This is a genomic window from Natronococcus sp. JC468 (assembly GCF_012163165.1).
In the GTDB taxonomy this organism is placed as follows: Archaea; Halobacteriota; Halobacteria; order Halobacteriales; family Natrialbaceae; genus Natronococcus; species Natronococcus jeotgali.
The window spans coordinates 58,646-75,708 of sequence record NZ_JAAVUO010000008.1 but is presented as its reverse complement, the minus strand read 5'-3'; the positions used below and the strand labels follow the sequence as shown (position 1 = coordinate 75,708).

At 63.8% G+C, this 17,063-nt stretch carries 20 protein-coding genes; 4 read left to right on the top strand and 16 right to left on the bottom strand.

Going from position 1 to position 17,063, the window contains the following annotated elements; genetic code table 11:
• Positions 1-241: 241 nt before the first annotated feature.
• The 4 genes from GWG54_RS07070 (at position 242) to GWG54_RS07055 (ending at position 7,146) form a co-directional block, all read left to right on the top strand.
• Positions 242-2,596, top strand: coding sequence for an amino acid permease (locus GWG54_RS07070; RefSeq protein WP_167937105.1), 2,355 nt, complete (start codon positions 242-244; stop codon positions 2,594-2,596).
• A gap of 504 nt (positions 2,597-3,100) precedes the next feature.
• Positions 3,101-3,943, top strand: coding sequence for a cytochrome c oxidase subunit II (gene coxB / locus GWG54_RS07065; RefSeq protein WP_167937104.1), 843 nt, complete (start codon positions 3,101-3,103; stop codon positions 3,941-3,943).
• Positions 3,943-6,423, top strand: a complete 2,481-nt coding sequence (locus GWG54_RS07060; protein ID WP_167937103.1) for a cbb3-type cytochrome c oxidase subunit I — start codon at positions 3,943-3,945, stop codon at positions 6,421-6,423. The genes coxB and GWG54_RS07060 overlap by 1 nt, the downstream gene beginning before the upstream one ends.
• A gap of 459 nt (positions 6,424-6,882) precedes the next feature.
• Positions 6,883-7,146: a cytochrome C oxidase subunit IV family protein gene (locus GWG54_RS07055; protein WP_008420010.1), complete on the top strand. Its 264-nt coding sequence runs from the start codon at positions 6,883-6,885 to the stop codon at positions 7,144-7,146.
• Positions 7,147-8,172: 1,026 nt separating this feature from the next.
• Here GWG54_RS07055 and secY read toward each other — a convergent pair.
• From secY to GWG54_RS06970, 16 genes are read right to left on the bottom strand one after another with little or no spacing between them, the layout of a single operon-like run.
• Positions 8,173-9,621: a preprotein translocase subunit SecY gene (gene secY, locus GWG54_RS07045; RefSeq protein ID WP_167937102.1), complete on the bottom strand. Its 1,449-nt coding sequence runs from the start codon at positions 9,619-9,621 to the stop codon at positions 8,173-8,175.
• A 3-nt stretch (positions 9,622-9,624) separates the two neighbouring features.
• Entirely contained in the window at positions 9,625-10,131 is a 507-nt protein-coding gene (locus GWG54_RS07040; RefSeq protein WP_008420007.1) for an uL15m family ribosomal protein, read from the bottom strand.
• 3 nt (positions 10,132-10,134) lie between these two features.
• Positions 10,135-10,602 (bottom strand): 50S ribosomal protein L30, encoded by a 468-nt coding sequence (gene rpmD, locus GWG54_RS07035; protein WP_167937101.1) that lies wholly within the window; start codon positions 10,600-10,602, stop codon positions 10,135-10,137.
• On the bottom strand, positions 10,599-11,255 hold the full coding sequence (locus tag GWG54_RS07030) for a 30S ribosomal protein S5 (RefSeq protein WP_008420003.1): 657 nt from the start codon (positions 11,253-11,255) through the stop codon (positions 10,599-10,601). Before GWG54_RS07030 ends, rpmD begins: the two co-directional genes overlap by 4 nt.
• Positions 11,252-11,800, bottom strand: a complete 549-nt coding sequence (locus GWG54_RS07025; protein WP_005559238.1) for a 50S ribosomal protein L18 — start codon at positions 11,798-11,800, stop codon at positions 11,252-11,254. Before GWG54_RS07025 ends, GWG54_RS07030 begins: the two co-directional genes overlap by 4 nt.
• A complete protein-coding gene (locus tag GWG54_RS07020) occupies positions 11,800-12,249 on the bottom strand; it encodes a 50S ribosomal protein L19e (RefSeq protein ID WP_167937100.1) in 450 nt (149 codons plus the stop codon). Before GWG54_RS07020 ends, GWG54_RS07025 begins: the two co-directional genes overlap by 1 nt.
• A complete protein-coding gene (locus tag GWG54_RS07015; protein ID WP_167937099.1) occupies positions 12,242-12,991 on the bottom strand; it encodes a 50S ribosomal protein L32e in 750 nt (249 codons plus the stop codon). The genes GWG54_RS07020 and GWG54_RS07015 overlap by 8 nt, the downstream gene beginning before the upstream one ends.
• Before the next feature lie 3 nt (positions 12,992-12,994).
• The gene (locus tag GWG54_RS07010; protein ID WP_167937098.1) at positions 12,995-13,528 is read right to left on the bottom strand and encodes a 50S ribosomal protein L6; all 534 of its coding nucleotides are present in this window, start codon (positions 13,526-13,528) and stop codon (positions 12,995-12,997) included.
• A gap of 2 nt (positions 13,529-13,530) precedes the next feature.
• A complete protein-coding gene (locus GWG54_RS07005) occupies positions 13,531-13,923 on the bottom strand; it encodes a 30S ribosomal protein S8 (protein ID WP_008419983.1) in 393 nt (130 codons plus the stop codon).
• Between the two features lies 1 nt (position 13,924).
• Positions 13,925-14,107, bottom strand: coding sequence for a 30S ribosomal protein S14 (locus GWG54_RS07000; protein ID WP_005559248.1), 183 nt, complete (start codon positions 14,105-14,107; stop codon positions 13,925-13,927).
• Positions 14,100-14,645, bottom strand: a complete 546-nt coding sequence (locus tag GWG54_RS06995) for a 50S ribosomal protein L5 (RefSeq protein WP_167937097.1) — start codon at positions 14,643-14,645, stop codon at positions 14,100-14,102. Before GWG54_RS06995 ends, GWG54_RS07000 begins: the two co-directional genes overlap by 8 nt.
• Positions 14,638-15,387, bottom strand: a complete 750-nt coding sequence (locus tag GWG54_RS06990; RefSeq protein ID WP_167937096.1) for a 30S ribosomal protein S4e — start codon at positions 15,385-15,387, stop codon at positions 14,638-14,640. The genes GWG54_RS06995 and GWG54_RS06990 overlap by 8 nt, the downstream gene beginning before the upstream one ends.
• A complete protein-coding gene (gene rplX / locus GWG54_RS06985) occupies positions 15,384-15,761 on the bottom strand; it encodes a 50S ribosomal protein L24 (protein ID WP_167937095.1) in 378 nt (125 codons plus the stop codon). The genes GWG54_RS06990 and rplX overlap by 4 nt, the downstream gene beginning before the upstream one ends.
• 2 nt (positions 15,762-15,763) lie before the next feature.
• Positions 15,764-16,162, bottom strand: a complete 399-nt coding sequence (locus GWG54_RS06980; protein WP_008419978.1) for a 50S ribosomal protein L14 — start codon at positions 16,160-16,162, stop codon at positions 15,764-15,766.
• Positions 16,162-16,611 (bottom strand): 30S ribosomal protein S17, encoded by a 450-nt coding sequence (locus GWG54_RS06975; RefSeq protein ID WP_167937094.1) that lies wholly within the window; start codon positions 16,609-16,611, stop codon positions 16,162-16,164. The genes GWG54_RS06980 and GWG54_RS06975 overlap by 1 nt, the downstream gene beginning before the upstream one ends.
• Positions 16,602-17,057: a ribonuclease P protein component 1 gene (locus tag GWG54_RS06970; protein WP_167937093.1), complete on the bottom strand. Its 456-nt coding sequence runs from the start codon at positions 17,055-17,057 to the stop codon at positions 16,602-16,604. Before GWG54_RS06970 ends, GWG54_RS06975 begins: the two co-directional genes overlap by 10 nt.
• Positions 17,058-17,063: the final 6 nt, after the last annotated feature.

Sequence of the window (17,063 nt, the reverse complement as noted above, 5' to 3'; positions counted from 1 at the left end):
TCGAGGTCTCTCGACGCGACCTCTCGGAACGGGGATTCGCCCCATTTATGGCTCTCTGCTGGCGTTGGATATGTATGTGGTTGTTATTCGTCGCGACAGAGCGGCCCTCCTCGAGCGAACCAGGGACGACGAAGACCCGACAGCCGATCGAGGGATCCTGAATGCCGCCGTCGACGATCGCCGCCACCGATCGGTGTCGAGCCGGCCTCGAGGTCGACGACCTGTACGAGGAGCGTGAACGATGAGCGACGAGGAGCTCGCGAAGGACCTCGGCCCGCTGGCCGCGCTGACGATCGGGATCGGAACGATGATCGGAGCCGGCATCTTCGTGCTTCCCGGAACCGCGGTGGCGGACACCGGGCCGTTCGCGGCGGTCACGTTCGTCCTCGGCGGCGTCATCGCGCTGTTCACGGCGCTTTCAGCGTCGGAGCTCGGGACGGCGATGCCGAAATCCGGCGGTGCGTACTTCTACATCAATCACGCGCTCGGGCCGCTGTTCGGCTCGATCAGCGGATGGGCGAACTGGATCGGGCTCGCGTTTGCCTCCGCCTTTTATATGTACGGGCTCGGCGAGTACGTCAACACACTCGCCGGCGTTCCGGCGGTCGCGCTCGGGCCCGTGACGCTGGAAGCGGCACAGCTCATCGGACTGGTCGGGGCGCTCCTGTTTATCGGCATCAACTACTTCGGAGCCAAGGAAACCGGCGGCCTGCAGATCGTCATCGTCCTCCTCCTGATGGGAATTCTCGCGCTCTTTACGCTCGTGGGCCTGTTCAACGCCGATATCGGGACGCTCACGTCCGGCGTTCCGCCGGGTTCCACGGGCGAGATCCTTCCCGTGACCGGAATCATCTTCGTCTCTTATCTCGGCTTCGTCCAGATCACCTCGGTCGCCGAGGAGATCAAGGAGCCAGGGAAAAACCTACCGAGAGCTGTCATCGGCTCCGTACTCATCGTCACGTCGGTCTACGCGCTCTTTCTCGTTGTCCTCCTCGCGTCAGTACCGACGGAGCTGGTCGCCAACAACGAAACCGCGGTCGTCGACGCGGCGGTACTGCTGTTCGGCGAGTACAGTATCGCCGGCGTGGGGCTGGGGTTCGTCGGCTGGATCCTGCTGCTGTTCGGCGGACTGCTGGCGACCGCCTCCTCGGCCAACGCCTCGATCCTGTCGTCATCGCGGATCAACTTCGCGATGGGACGCGAGAAGATCGTTACGCCGGCGCTCAACGAGATTCACCCCCAGTTCGGCACGCCGTACAAATCGATCGCCATCACGGGCGGTCTCATCGTCGTCTTCCTGCTAGTCGGGAACCTCGAGTTGCTGTCGACGGCCGGCTCGGTACTCCACCTCATCGTGTACGGCCTCCTGAACGTCGCGCTGATCGTGATGCGCGAGACGGAACCGGAGGGGTACGATCCGGACTTCGAAGTCCCGCTGTACCCGATCGTCCCGATCGTCGGCGCCGTCACGTCGTTCGCGCTGATCGCGTACATCGAGCCGTTCGTCATCCAGCTCTCGGTCGCGTTCGTCGTCTTCGCCGGCATCTGGTACTTTTTGTACGCCCGCTCGCGCGTAGAGAATCGCGGAGTGCTCGCGAACTGGGTACTCGACCGCTCCGAGGAGCTTCCCCAGTCCGCGGTGTCGGCCGTGACGTCCGTCCAGCCGGAAGGCGACGACTACCGCGTGATGGTTCCGCTGGCGAACCCGGCCACCGAGAAACACCTCATCACGCTCGCGTCGGCCATCGCCAACCAGCGAAACGGGACGGTCGTCGCGGTCAACGTCGCGAACGTGCCGGACCAGACGTCGCTGGAGGCTGCTCGAGACCGCGGCGCCCACGACGCGGCCCGCGACCTGCTCGAGCGGGCGCAAAACGACGCCGAGACGTTCGGCGTCGACGTAGAGACCCACGTCGTTCTCTCACACCGCGCGTTCGAGGAGGTGTTCGCCGCCGCGAACACCTACGGCGCCGACATCGCCGTCATGGGATGGGGGCCGGACTCGCACGGCGCGCCCGGCCGAGCCGAGTCGGCGATCGACGAACTCGCGCAGTCGTTGCCGTGTGACTTCCTCGTGTTTCGGGACCGCGGGTTCGATCCGTCCAGAATTCTGGTTCCGACCGCCGGGGGTCCGGACTCGGACCTTTCGGCCGCGGTCGCTCGGATGCTCGAGGCCGAGTTCGACGCTCGGGTCACCCTGCTACACGTCGCCGACGACGAGGACGCGGGCCGGACGTTCCTCTCCGAGTGGGCCGCGGAGCACGACCTCTCCGACGCCGAGTTGCGAGTCGAAAGCGGCGACGTCGAGGAGCGCATCGAACGCGCCGCGGAGGACGCGACGCTGTTGATCATCGGCGCGACCGAGAAGGGGCTACTCTCGCGACTGGTCCGCGGATCGCTGGTGCTCGAGGTGCTCAACCGGGTCGACTGTTCGGTGCTGCTCGCGGAGAAAAAGCACGACCGGGGCCTCCTCGATCGATTCGTCGGTTCCCGCGAGCGGGACGCCCACTCGGAAACGGGCGTCACGACGAATCCGTCGACGCCGACGGTGGAGGGTGCTCCGGAGGAGCGAAATCGTTCGCAATCGGAGCGGTAGTTCTCGCTTCGCTGCCGTTTCGGTCGTGCGGACCCCTCTGTGTTTTGCTTTCGCGCGCGACGAACGGCGGAAACCGACGGTGACGCACACCTCGACCGACGTTCGGCGACGAGGGCGGCCGACGACGCCGACGAGCGTTCCGAGGGCAGCGGGTCTTCTCGAGGGGCGAGCTCGAGGTCCGTCCTCGCCGGCACAGACTCGGTTCTTCGGACCGAACCGGTTCGCGTCTTCGGTCGGCTCGCCGAGAACCGGTACGGAGACCGTCATGTGAGGGGACCACAAGCGACAGAAAAAAGGCCCCACACTCTAACTGGCTCCTGATGGAGCGACACGCGAGCGCTCGAGAGCATCGGTCGAGATCGAAGATATTCGCCCGACAGCGCGCAGCGACGCGAATTCGACGGGGGCGTTTCCAAATAGATAAGTGCCCGCGGCAACCATCGACCGACATATAAGCGGTCTTCAAACGAGGTGAACACAATCTTCAGCGAAACTATGATTCCCATGCAGGCGCAATCACGCGTCGATGTCTTCGATCAGATCTTCCTGGTCTTTCTCGGACTCGGGACGATCGTCGGCATCGTCGTCGTCACGTACACCTTGTACAACGCGTACAAGTATCGAGACGACGGCGGACGGACATCCGACGCAGATACGCCGACACTCGGGGAGTTACCGACTGGAGGAGAGGGCGGTAAGAAACTGTTCCTGTCGTTCGGCCTGAGCGCGATTATCGTCATCTCGCTCGTGGTCTGGACGTACGGGATGCTGCTGTACGTCGAGGATCCCGGCAACGATATCCCGCAGGAGGACGCCATCGAGGTCGACGTCACCGGGGAAGGGTTCGCGTGGTTCTTCGACTACGAGAACGGTGCTTCGAGTACGAGCACCATGACCGTTCCCGAAAACACGCCGGTGTGGCTCAACGTCACAGGTGGTGACGTTTGGCACACGTTCGGCATATCCGAGCAACGCGTAAAAGCCGACGCTATCCCCGGCGAAACCGACGAGACGTGGTTTATGTCCGGAGAGGCGGGTGACACTTACGAGATCGAGTGCTTCGAACTCTGCGGTCCGGGACACACGCAGATGACCGGTACCGTCGAAGTCGTCGAGCAGGAAGAGTTCGATCAGTTCCTCGAGGAGGAAGCACCGGAAGATGAAGGAAACAGCTCTGAAGGAGGAAACGCCAGCGACGGTGGGAACGCCAGCGACGGCGGAAACGCTAGTGACGGCGGAAACGCCAGTGACGGCGGAAACGCCAGTGACGGCGGAAACGCTACCGATGGCGGGAACGCCACCGACGAAGCGAACGCGAGCAACGAATCGGACGGAGGTGACGTCTAATGAGTGACCTCCCGCCGATGAAGTCGGCCAAGCGCTGGCTGGTGACGACCAACCACAAGGACGTCGGTATCCTCTACATCGCGACGGCCCTGTTCTTCCTGGTGATGGGCGGCGTGATGGCGCTGTTGTTCCGGGCCCACCTCTGGCAAAGCGGTGGAACCGGGCTGCTCACGAACAGCCAGTTCAACCAGGCGGTGTCGACCCACGGCCTGATCATGGTGTTCTGGTTCCTCTCGCCGATCGCGTCCGGGTTCGCGAACTACTTCGTCCCCCTCCAGATCGGGGCGAAGGACCTCGCGTTTCCGCGACTGAACGCGCTGAGCTACTGGTTCTACCTGTTCTCGGGGCTCCTGTTCGCACTCTCGTTCTTCCAGGGCGGCTCCTGGGAGGGCGGTTGGACGATGTACGCCCCGCTGAACGTCCCCACGTACACGCCCGCCCTCGAGGCGACCACCGGCAGCAACGCGGCGGTTCTCGCGTTGTTGCTGTTCGTCTTCTCGATCACGATCGGGACGATCAACTTCCTCGTGACCATGCACCGCTCGCGGGCGGAGGGGCTCGGCCTGTGGAACATGCCGCTGTTCAGCTGGTCGTGGCTGTTGACCGTCTGGATGATGCTGTTCGCGTTCGCGGCGCTGCTGGCCGCGCTGCTGTTGCTGTCTATCGATAGAATCTTCCTGACACAGTACTTCGCGACCGATCAGGGATCGGGACTGCTGTGGGGACACCTCTTCTGGTTCTTCGGTCACCCGGAGGTGTACATCGTCTTCTTCCCCGCACTGGGGATCATGTTCGAGACGTTCCAGACGTTCACCGGACGACGGCTCGTCGGCCGGAAGTGGGTCATCATCGCGATGGTGCTGGTCGCGGTGCAGTCGTTCCTCGTCTGGATGCACCACATGTTCCTGACCACCATCAACCTCGAGATCAAGACGCTGATGATGGCAACGACTATCGGGATCTCGCTGCCCTTCGACCTGATGGTCTTCGCGCTGATCTACACGATGGTCAAGGGGCGGGTGCGGTTTACCACGCCGTTCCTGTTCAGCCTGGGCGCACTCGTGTTGTTCATTCTGGGCGGGATCACGGGGGTCTTCCTCGGGGCCGTCGTGCTGGACTACGAGTTCCGGGGAACCTACTGGGTCGTCGCGCACTTCCACTACGTGATGGTCTCGGGCGTGACGGCGCTGGTCGGCGGACTGTACTACTGGTGGCCGAAGATCTCCGGAAAGATGTACTCGGAGACGCTGGGCAAGCTCAGCTTCGCCGTGTACTTCGTCGGGTTCAACCTGCTGTACTTCCCGATGTTCCTGGCCTGGGAGACGCCGCGACGGGTCTTCCACTTCGGCGAGGAGCTGCAGATCTACCACCAGCTCGCGACCGTCGGCGCGTTCGTCCTCGGGGCGGGCGTGCTGTTGGTGTTCGTGACGCTCGCACACAGCTTCCTCGCCGGCCCGCGAGCGCCCGAAAACCCCTGGGAGTTCTCCCGCACGGCCGAGTGGGCGATCCCCTCCCCGCCGCCGCTCGAAAACTGGGACGGCCGTCCCTCCTACGCCAGCGGCCGTCTCGAGTTCGTCGATGACTCGCCGGCTGCGACCGATGGCGGCGTCGCGCAGGGACAGGACGCCGTCTCCCGGACGGCCGAAACTCACGAAGAGGAACACGCCGACCACGCGAGTATCTGGCCGCTCGGCATCGGTGCCGGGATGTTCGCCCTCTTCCTGGGGCTGTCGGGACTGACCCCATATATGGTCCAGTTCGCGCAGGGAACCGGCGTCGCCCCGGAGGGGCTCCAAGGTACCGCCGCCGAACCCACCATCGCCTACCCGATCGTCACCGTCCTCGGACTGGCAATTCTCGCGTACACGCTGTTCAACTTCGGCGTCGAGCAGTTCGACGCCCCGGTGATGAACATCGCCGAGCGCTGGCCGTTCGGCGGTGTCGGTAACACGAAGTTCGGCGTCTGGGTGTTCCTCGCCTCCGACGTCGTCGTCTTCGGCGCCGTGATCGGCGCGTTCGTCTTCATGCGCATCCACATGGGGTGGAACCAGTGGGAATTCGACGCCATCACCATGGCCGGGCTGTTCAACACGTACGTCCTGTTGACCTCGAGCTTCACGGTGATTCTGGCGCTCGTGATGGCCGAGCGGAAGAACAAGCGGGGGCTGCTCGCGACGCTCAGTGCGACGCTCCTGCTCGGGCTGACGTTCATGGGCGTCAAGGCCTTTGAGTACAGCTCCAAGTTCGCCGACGGCCACTACTGGTGGTACAGCATCGAGTACTCGATCTACTACGTCACGACCGGGTTGCACGCGCTGCACGTGATCCTCGGACTGCTGATCGCAGTCTTCATGCTCTACCGCGTCTGGTCGGTCGACGCCTACCTCGAGGACCACCGTCCGGTGGAGTTCTTCGGGCTCTACTGGCACTTCGTCGACATCGTCTGGGTGTTGCTCTTCCCGCTGTTCTACCTGATGTAACGGCGGTCCTCCGTCTCGATTTTTCGTCAACGTCGATTCGACGCTCGAGCCGACCCGCTCGCTGCAATCCGTTTGAAAGAGCGCATACGCCAGCAAAGCGAAGCCGTATCCGACGAACGCGGGTCGAACTCGTCGTCGAGCCACCGAGCACGACACGTTCCGAGCGACCGTACGAGACGAACGGTTCGACCCCGTGCTGGCTCGGAGAGTGCCGTATGCTCCGACGTCCGACCCGTCCCGCCGTCGTTCTCGAGTGTACAGCGATGCTGTCTGGCAGCTCGTCGCTGCCGCGGACGCATCCGTTACCAGAATTCGGCGCCGAACACGAACCGCTGACGGACGTCTCTTCCGACCGCAGCCGGCGCAGAACAGCGAGAGACGACCCGTCCCGTCCGCCCGTCCCAACGCCGCCCGGGAGATAAGGAAGATATAAGTGACCACCACGCTCATTCGGTAGCAATGGCAGGCATTCGTACCTATACCATGGTCTATATTGCGCTTCTGGCGCTTGGTACAGGGAAGTTCGTCCTTTTCGAAATCCCGCAGTTCAGTCAGACGGTCGCGATCGTGGGAACGTTGATCCTCGCGGTAATCAAGATCAGTCTCATCGCGGGGTACTTCCAGCACCTCATCGAGGAGCCGCGCTCCATCTCGTACATGATGGGTCTCGCCGTATTCATGGTCTTCCTGCTGACCATCGCGGCCGGGTACTCCATTCAGTAAGCGCACCGCGTCTTCTCTCCGTCTCGCTCGGAAGTCTTACAGCCTCAGCGACCTCGCCGGTGAACCGAACGCGTACCCCGCGGTAGCTGTCGCCTCGAGATCGCACGCGCCGAACGTTCGATTCGACCGTGTGGAGACGGGTCCGATCGTCCGGACACGACTCGAATCGGAACTCGCGGATAACGCGATGCAAGAACGGTTCTCGAGTGGTCATACGTTCTCGGAGTCGACTCTATGGACGATCACAGCACCCGAGGGGGAGTAACTACGGTAGCCTGAAGAAAGCTGTAGCCGAACATCGAGGGCCGTTCGAGCGCCCCGTCTTTATCGAAGAGGCTGTGACTATCCTCCGGTTCGCCGGGGTATTTTCACGCTGCTTCCGTATCGAACTCGACTCCGAGACCGAGTCTGTCGGTGACTGCGATCGCCCCGGCGGGAGAAGCGACCGTGACGATCGAGGGAGATTCCGCCATCTCAGCCGACGGTCTCTCGGACAGCCTCGAGTAGTTCTGCGACCTCGTCGATCTTGCCGTCGGTCAGCGAGTACTCGTAGCGAGCGACTGGATCGCATTCAGCGCGAGGTATCCCTGCTCTCGACGGCCATCTTCGCGTGGTGAGCGTAATTTTCAGGGTCCGATCCCCGATGTGCCAACCGTTTGCGTACACTGGGGCCTCGTCACGGACGTTGCCGCCGGCAGTTTCCAGACGGGTTCGTCGTAGCACTTGCCGGCAATGTCCCAAAGGGCGATATCGAACGCTGACGCGACTGCGTTGATGAGGTAACGACCGCTGATCGAAGTAGTGGCTTCAGTTCCTCGCTCGGGTGCATAGCCGTCCCTCGATCTCGAGACGAGCAGTCGCGGACAGGGGCGTGGCGTTTCGTCCCGCGACGAAAGCTGCAGGCTTTCGCGCTGCATCAGTGTAATTAGGGAGCACAAGAAAACGCTTTCGGCGGACTCCTACGCGATTTCCCTATTGACACACCGAAAAGAAAACGCGGTACTGGAGTCGCTCGGCGAAGTGTTCTTACTCGTTTCCGAACATCTGGCGCATCATCGGGTGCATCTCCATCATCTGCTCCTCGGCAATCTCCTCGTACAGCTTGTACGTGATGGAGACGGCGAGCAGCAGTCCCGTTCCGGAGACAGCACCGATGGTGCCGAGCATGTTCGCCCAGACGGCGAGCAGGCCGACCAGGGCGCCACCGATGATGGTCACCTGCGGGATGTACCGCTCCATGACCTTCTCGATGACGCCGACGTTCTGCCGGAAGCCCGGGATCTGCATCCCGGAGTTCTGGATCTGTCGGGCCGTCGCCTCCGGCCCCATGTCGGTCGTCTCGACCCAGAAGATCGCGAAGATCGCCCCGCCGACGACCATGAACGTCACGTCGATGGAGATACGGATCAGCACCATCCACGTTTCCTGGGCGACTTCACCGGTCCACCACATCCAGTCCTGCGGCGAGTAGATCGGTGCGACGTAGTAGAAGAACCCGCTGACGGGCTCTCCCTGCGCGTTGTACTCCCCCAGCACCGCGGGAATTCCGACGGTCCGGTTCAGGATCTGGCCCAGGAACTGGATGTTCGCCTGCAGCGCCCGCACGAGGATCATCGGCAGGACGCTCGCGTAGATGAGCTTCACGGGGAAGCGACCGCGGGCGCCTTTCACGCGGGCGTGGCTGAGCGGGATCTCGACGCGAACCGATTCGGCGTAGACGACAATCGCGAAGATCAGAATCGTCGTTAGCAGGGCGAGGATCTGCCCCTCGCCGAGTAACAACGTGCTCAGCGTGTCTCCGGCGAGATCGACATCGCCGAAGATGATCTGGTACCAGTCGTAGAAGAACCCGCCGTCGGCGGGCTGTATGAACCCGGTTACCAGTCGCTGACTGACGCCGGCGATGATGAACAGGCCGATCCCGCTGCCGACGCCCCACTTGCTGACGACCTCGTCCATGTACAGGATGAGGATCCCACCAATGAAGATCTGGACGAACATCAGCGCCTGGATCTGCGTGCTGTCGAACGCGAGTCCGCCGAGGGACAGCGACTGCTGGACGGGGAGGAAGCCGCCTGCGAACACCATCGGGAGCGCGGTCAGCGCGGTCATCATGACGACCAGAAGCTTCTGGAGCCCCTGGTAGAGGACCTGATCCCGGGGGTCGTCGGTGTCGAGACCCAGGAGGTTCGCTCCTCCCAGCAGCTGCATCACGATGCTCGCCGTGACGATCGGACCGATACCAACCTGGAGCAACGAACCGTGTTCGCCGGCAAGGATCGCACGGAACTCTCCGAAGAGGTCGGTCGCACCATCGGCCTGCATCCCAAGCAGGGCGATGTTCGTCAGGAAAAAGTACAACACGAGGATCCCAGCGGTCCACGCCAGCTTCCGCTTGAAGGGAACATGTCCCTCCGGGCGTCGAACTGCCGGCATCCGTGTCAGAACTGGTTCAGCGGCTTCCTTCCATCCCATGCGTTAGTCCTCGTCCTGTTCTGACTCGTCGTCGGCTTCCGCCTCGGCCTCGTCCTCGGCGATCGCTTTGCCTCGTTCGGAGAGCGCCGCCTCACCGCCGGCGTCCTCGAGTTTCTCCACGGCGGCCGCCGAGAAGGCGTCGGCCGTGACCTCGAGGGCGTTCCGGACCTGCCCGGAGCCAAGCACCTTCACGACATCGACCTCGTGGCCGTCCTCGACGATATCGCGAGCGTCGAGCCGGTATCCCTCGTCGGTCTCCTCGGCCTCGCCCTCGGCAGCGTAGAGGACGGCGTCCTCGTCGAGCTTCTGGACGTCGATCTCGGCGACGTCGGCCTGAAGCTCGTCCGGTCGGTTGAAGCCGTGTTTGCCCTTCGGTTCGTAGTTGTGGAACTCGTGTTTGCTGCGGCCGGCGCGTCCGCGTCCGCCGCGGTGGCCGGCTCCTCGGCGGTTCTTGTGGGAGCCGCCGCTGTGCGTCCGCGATCCGCGCTGGCGTCGTTTTTTACTCGTCATGATTTATCGCATCGATTCTAACAGTTGATTAATCTCCTCGGTTGTATGTTTTCCGAGTTGGCCGCCCTCCGCGGTCGGCTTCTTGATTCCCTCGTGACCGCCTCGCGGGGGGTGGAGACGTAGCGTCGGGGAGAGTCCCTGCTCGCGCAGCGTCGTCTCCTCGGCGAGCAGTGCCTCGGCGAGCGCACCGAAGTCGTCGTACTCGGTGTTCTCGGCGAGCCACTCCTCGTCGACGTCGGCCTGTCGTCCCTCGAGGGGCTCCGCTCGCTTTGCGAGGACGGTCTCGAGGACCTCCTGTTCGGGTTCACCGATCGCGACGTAGTCGTTGACCTTCGCGACCATTCCGTCGTAGGCGTCGGTCTCGGGGACGAGCGCGCAGTGGTTGACGCCGTGGATGTTGAGCATCTCCAGGGTGTCCTGGATGTCGGTGTTGCGGTTGACCTCGCCGCGAACCTGCACGACAGCTCTCATCGGTCAGCCACCTCCGCTTCCTCCTGGCCACGAGAGCTCGGGTGACGCGATTGGGAGGCGTTCTCGAGGGCGTTAAACGTCGCCTTCGCGAGGTTGACGGTCGTTCGCGTGTTGCCGTGGCTCTTCGTCCAGGCGTTCTCGATACCGGCCAGCTCGAGGACGGCACGAACCGTGTCGCTTGCGGCCAGTCCCAGCCCCTCGGGGGCGGGAACGAGCTCGACCTCGACGGAACCGGCCTTGCCGGTCGTCTGTCGGGTCAGCGAGTGCGGTCGGTCCGACCGATCCTCCCACGAACCGGAGCCTCGTGGGACCTTGATCATGTTTAGCTTCGCGATACCGATCGCCTTCTGGATGGCCGACCCGACCTGGTCGTCTCGACCCTCGGCGTAGCCGACATAGCCGTTGCGGTCACCGACGGCGACGACGCAGCGGAACTTCACGCGTCGTCCGGAGTCGGTCATCCGCTGGACCATGTTGATGTCCAGCACCTCGTCGTCCAGCCCGGGGAGGAGCTGGTCGACGATCTCGGGCTCCTTCAGCGGGAGTCCCGAGTTGAGGGCGTCCTCCATCGTGTCGATTTCGCCCTCCTGGACCATTCGGCCGAGACGGGTGACGGGTTCCCAGCCACCGTCGTTGTAGTTGTTTCCACTCATTCGAGAATCGCCTCTCGTACCTCGTCGAAGTGTTCTGGTAGCTCTGTCGCGTCGAACTCGCCGCCGTACAGCGGCTCGTCGAGCTGCTCGGCGTACTCGGCGATGTGCTCGCCGCGCGTGCGCGACCAGTCCGCGAGTACGCTATCGTTGTGCGGGATCTCGAGGCCGGCGTCGATCGCCCCCTCCTGAACGGCGAACACCTTGTTGCCCGGCGTCGCCTTGTTGAGGCCGATGTCGAGGACCGCTTCCTCGAGGCCGGCGTCGACGGCTCGCTTGCCGGCCAGCAGGCCGGTCAGGTAGGCCGCGGAGATGTTACTCGTGGGTGCTTCCCAGCCGTACTCCTCGAGATCGCTCGAGTGTGCGCTCGCGAGCGTCTCGTCGCCCTGGGGTCCGGGGACGATCAGCTGCGCCGTAGTGTGCTTGTTGCTCTTGCGAGCAACGAGGCGCGGCTTGTCCGATTTCAGCAGGCGCAACCTCTGATGGTAGTCCGTCCGGACCTCACGGCGACGCCGCATCGGAACGTTGTATCGTGGTCCTGTCGCCATTATTGGTCACCGTAGTTGTCGTCGATGTAGTTCAACAGGTACCGGACGCTACGGAACTCGCCACCGCCAGCCTTCTTGTAGAGCTCGCGGTACTGCGTGGGCGTAATCTCGCCCTTGTCGCGGAGTTCGCGCAGCTTCCGTCGCTGTGCACGGATCTTGTCCTGCCACTCCTCCTTCTGGCTCTGGCGGGCGCCCTTCTTGCCCTTGCGCTTGCCCTGGCCCTTGCGGTGGCCGTAGGCGCGTTTCGCGTTGCGCTCGCGGGCGCGACCGCGGGAGTTGCCGCAGGCGTCCTTGGCTCGAATGCTGCCTTCGTCGACGAGATCGCGGATCTCGTCGCGGGTGATCGCTTCGGCGATCTCGCCCTGGGCGTCCGGGTCGATCCAGACACGGTTCTTGCCGACGTCGAGGACGTCGGCGGCCAGTCGCTTCTGTGCGGAGAGATCAGTCATCGGATTCCACCTCGACTTCCTCGTAGGTCGGGTTCAGGACGCGAACGCCGCTGTCCTCGGCCTGCTCCTCGATGCGCTCGCGCTTGCGCGCGCCGACCGAGGAGGCGATCCGAACCGCCTCGCGGTCGCCGTCGACGCCCTCGAGGTCGTCCGTGTTCTCGACGTAGACCTCCTCGAAGCCGCTGGGGTGTTTCCCGCGAACGGCCTCGGGCGTTCGGTAGCCGGCCTGGACCTTGGGGCCCTTGCCCTTGATCCCCTGGCGCTGCTTCGAGAGCTGACCGCGGGGGCGACGCCAGGACTCGGGCGTGCGCTTTTTCTTGTGGTAGTCCTGTCGGTTGAACTGCGGCTTGCCCGCCTGCTTGCGTCGGGTGAGCAGGCGCTGCTCCTCCTCGGAGAGCTCGGGCGTCTTCTCGGTCAGCCCGCGGGGCTGCAGTTCGGTCTCGACGTCCTCGTCCGGTTCCTCCTCTTCCTCGACGCCTTCGTCTTCGATCTCGGCTTCGGTCTCCTCGGTTACTTCGAGGTCGCCGACGTCGGCCTTAATACGGGCTGCGAGTGCGTTTCCGACGCCGTCAGCCTCCGCCAGGTCGTCCTGGTCGGCCTGCTTGACGTCGTCGATCGTCTCGAAGCCGGCGTCGCGCAGTGCGTCGGCCTTGCTGGCGCCGACGCCGCTGATGTCCTCGAGGTCCTGTGGAGCGTCCGCCTCGGTAGGGGCGTCCTCGGTCTCTTGTTCGTCGTCAGCCATCTATCAGGCACCTCCTTTCGCGGGTTTCTCGGTGATGTAGACCCCGTCCTGGAAGACGCGGGTGTCCTTGCCGCTGACTCGGGTCAGCTGCTCGATGTCCGCCGCCGTCTGGCCGACGTCCTCCTTGTTCGGACCGGAGAGGACGAGCCGTTCGTCGTCGACGGAGACGTCGGTCTCACCGTGGATGGTCGTGCGTCGCGGTGCCTTTTCGCCGAGGAAGTTCTCGATGACGACATCGTCGCCCTCCACGCGGACCTGCATCGGGAAGTGGGAGTAGAAGACTTCCATCTTGTACTCCCAGCCCTCGGTCACGCCGTGGAAGGCGTTCTTCAGGTGGCTCTCGAAGGTGCCGACGGTCGCGTTCGTCTTCGCGTCCTCGGCCGTGCTTTCGATGACCATCTGATCGTCTTCGGCTTCGACGGTCACGTCGGGGTACCAGAGACGCCGAGTAACGGCGCCCTCAGGTCCGTCGACGGTCACGTCGAGATGATCGACCTCGACAGATACGTTTTCGGGGATTTCCAGTTCGACTCGCATGATTAGTAGACGTATGCGATCACCTGGCCGCCGATCCCCTGCTCGCGCGCTTCGTAGTGGCTCATGATGCCACTGCTCGTCGTGACGACGAGCGCGCCGAAGTCTCGAGCCGGGAGGTATCGCTTCTCCCACTTCTCGAAGTCGTCGGCGCCGACCGCGTAGCGGGGCTTGACGGGGCCACACTCGTTGATCGCTCCTTTCAGTTCGACGTCGAACTGACCGGCCTTACCGTCGTCGACGAACTCGAAGCCGTCGATGTACCCGCGGTCGTAGAAGACCTCGAGCACGCTGCCGATCTCGTTCGAAGCGGGCGTTACCTCGTGGCTCAGTTTCCCGACGCTCTCGGCGTTGTCGATCCCCGAGAGCGCGTTGCTGAGTGGGTCGTTTCCGGTCATGTTATCGGTACTTCCTGAATCCCATGTCGCGGGCGATCTCTCGGAAACACTGCCGGCAGAGGTTGATGTCGTACTTGCCGACCAGTCCCTGTTTGCGGCCACAGCGCTGGCACTCCTCGATCTGGCCGGTACGCTTTGCCGCGTGCTCGCCCGTCTGGTCGTTTTCTACGTCGCTTTCACTCATCCGTGGACTCCTCTACGTTGACCTCGAAATTCGCCTCGAGGAAGCGGATCGCGTCCTCGGGGGTGAGTCGGTGCTTCGCCGGGATCGATCGGGTCACCTTGTCGCGCTTGGCGATGCGGTAGCCCGGACGCACCAGGTTGACGGTGACGTCCATCCCGTAGATACCGACGTTCGGATCGTACTCCTGGCTCGGGAACTCGGTGTGTTCCTCGATCCCGAAGCTGAAGTTGCCCGTGTCGTCGAACTGGGTCTCGGCCAGCGACGCGAGCGGGAGCGCGGTCTCGAGGAACTCGGCCGCGTCCTCGCCCCGAAGGGTGACCTTCGTGCCGATCGGGTCGCCCTGGCGGATGCCGAAGTCGGGCTCGGTCCGCTTGGCCTGCGTGCGGACGCTCTGTTGGCCCGTGACCTCCTCGATGATATCCTCGGCTTTCCCGAGCTCGCGGCCACCGCGACCGACGCCCATGTGGACGACGACCTTCTCGACGCGGGGCTCGCGCATCTCGTGGAACTCGCCGTCGGATTCTGCCTCGCTACTCATCGTCATCACCTTCGCTCACGGCGTCGCCGTTCGCGTTCTCCGAGGACGAGTCCTCGCCCGTGAAGTTCTCGTCGATCACGACGACGTACTCCTCGACGGTCTCGAACGGCTCGTCGTCGTCAGTTTCGACGGTGACGATGTTCGAGCCGCTGCCGGGAGTGACGTCGATCTCGCTTACCTCGCCGATCTTGCCGCCGTGGTTACCGCGGACGGCCGTGACGAGTGCACCCTCCTCGTAGGGGAAGTGCGCGACGATCGACTTGTCGTCGTTGTCGACGACGATCGAATCGTTCGTGCTGTACTCCTCGTCGACGACGACGTTCGTGCCGTCGTGCAGCGTCAGCTGGGTGTCGCCGCCCGACACCTGCTGTTTGTTCTCGATCTTGCCCAGGCGGCTGTCGGCGGCCTCGGCGTCGATCTCGGTCAGGGCGAGCCGGCCTCCCTCGTCGGGGAAGACCCGGTAGTACTCCTCGCGACCGGGGAACGCGACGATGTCGAACATGCCGATCGGGCGCTGCTCGTCGTTGATCGGCTCCCCGTTGACGAGGATCGAGTCCTCCGAGAGGGCGTACCGCGCTTCCTTCTTCGAGTCGACGTAACCGAGCACGTCCCGAAGCAGGACGACGAGCGGAACGCCGTCCTCACCGTGCGGGCCGGCGTCGGCCTTGACCGTGAAGACGTCGGTCTTGCGCTCGACCGGCCAGGACTTGGGAACGGACAGTCGCTTCTGATGTTTCGTCATTCGCTATCACCTTCCGTGTCGTCAGCGTCGCCTTCGAGGCGTGCCTCGCGACGCTCGTCCTCGAGATCCAGCTCCGTGATCCGAACGTTCGAGGGCTCGAGTGCCCGGGGAACCTCCTCCCCGTCGGCCGTCTCGACTGTCACGTCCGCGACGTGGATCGTGCCGTCCTCGAGGATCGCGCGAACGACTTCGCCCGTTTCGCCGGCGTGGTCGCCGCGCATGATCTCGACGGTGTCGCCCGCGTTGACGCGGGTCCGTCGCGTATCGTACTCCTCGCGGAGGTCATCCGAGAGCGCCGCGTGGAGCTGCTTCTGTCGCTTGTGCAGCGGCGCACGCTCCGTCTGGGTTCGCTGTTTGTGTGGTTGTTTGCTCATACTCAGACGATCATCGTTGCGGTCGAGGCGATCGCGCCGAAGCGTTCGGCGACCTCGCGCGCGATCGGGCCCTTGATCTCCGTCCCGCGGGGCTCTTCGTTCTCGTCGATGATGACCGCCGCGTTGTCCTCGAACTTCAGACGCGTGCCGTCCGGTCGGCGGATCGACTTCCGCTGGCGGACGATGACGGCCTCGAGGACCTGGCGGCGCATCTCCGGAGTACCCTTGGTGACCGAGACGGTCACCTTGTCACCGAGACCCGCCTTCGGCTGGCGGTTCTTGGTGCCCTGGTAGCCCGAGACGCTGATGACCTTCAGCTCGCGGGCGCCGGTGTTGTCGGCGCAGGTTACCAGGGATCCCTTCTTGAGTCCCTGGGTGACGTCGGCTTTCATTGCCTCCATCACTGATCACCCTCGACGGCTTCCTCTTCGGCACCTTCGGTGACGTCGCCGGTCGAGAGCTCACGGTCAGGCTCGGCCTGACGGGTCAGCTCGGCGATGTCCTCCGCGGTTGCCTCCTCGGTTACTTCGACGACCACGTGCGATTTCGTCTTCGACAGTGGTCGGGTCTCTGCGATCTTGACCGTGTCACCGACCGAGAGCGGCTCGAGCACGCCCGGTACGTGGGCCGGGATGCGCGAGCGACGCTTCATCTGGCGGTCGTACTTCGGAACCGCCACGTCGTACTCTCGTTCGACGACCACGGTCTTGTCCATGTCCGTCGAGATGACGGTCCCCTCGAGGATCTGCCCTCGAACGGAGAGCTCGCCGTAGAACGGACACTTCTCGTAGTCGTATTCCTCCGGGTTTTCCGGCTCCGGAGGGGTTTCAACGTCTAATCCTATTGCCATGGTGAGTCACCATTCGTTTCCGTGCGTCGGGCGGGTTGTGAGAGCAGTCGCGAGCCATCGACCGTAACGTAGGCCACGCCCTCGCCGGCGCAGTCCGAACCGGCGGAGGAAACCTCCTTCGGTTCGGGTTTAGCATCGGCCAGTTTGGACGCGGTCCCCGACGCCTTCGCGGCGTCGGCGGCGTCATCTGTGATCGCGAACTCGAACGTCGAGCCCGACTTCGGCACCATCACGACCCGAGACGCGCCCTCGCCGCACTCGGCGGCGTTGCCGCCTCGGTCCCGTTCCGCCTCTGGCGGAACGCAAACTTCTACCGAGAGCGTGTTGGTCGTCTCGACGACGACCCGTCCCTCGAGACCGACCCGCGAGGCGTCGTCGCTCTCGACGACGCGGACGGGCAGGCCGTTGAGTTCGTGTCGGGGCAGCGTTTCGGGTGTCAGTGCCATGTTAGT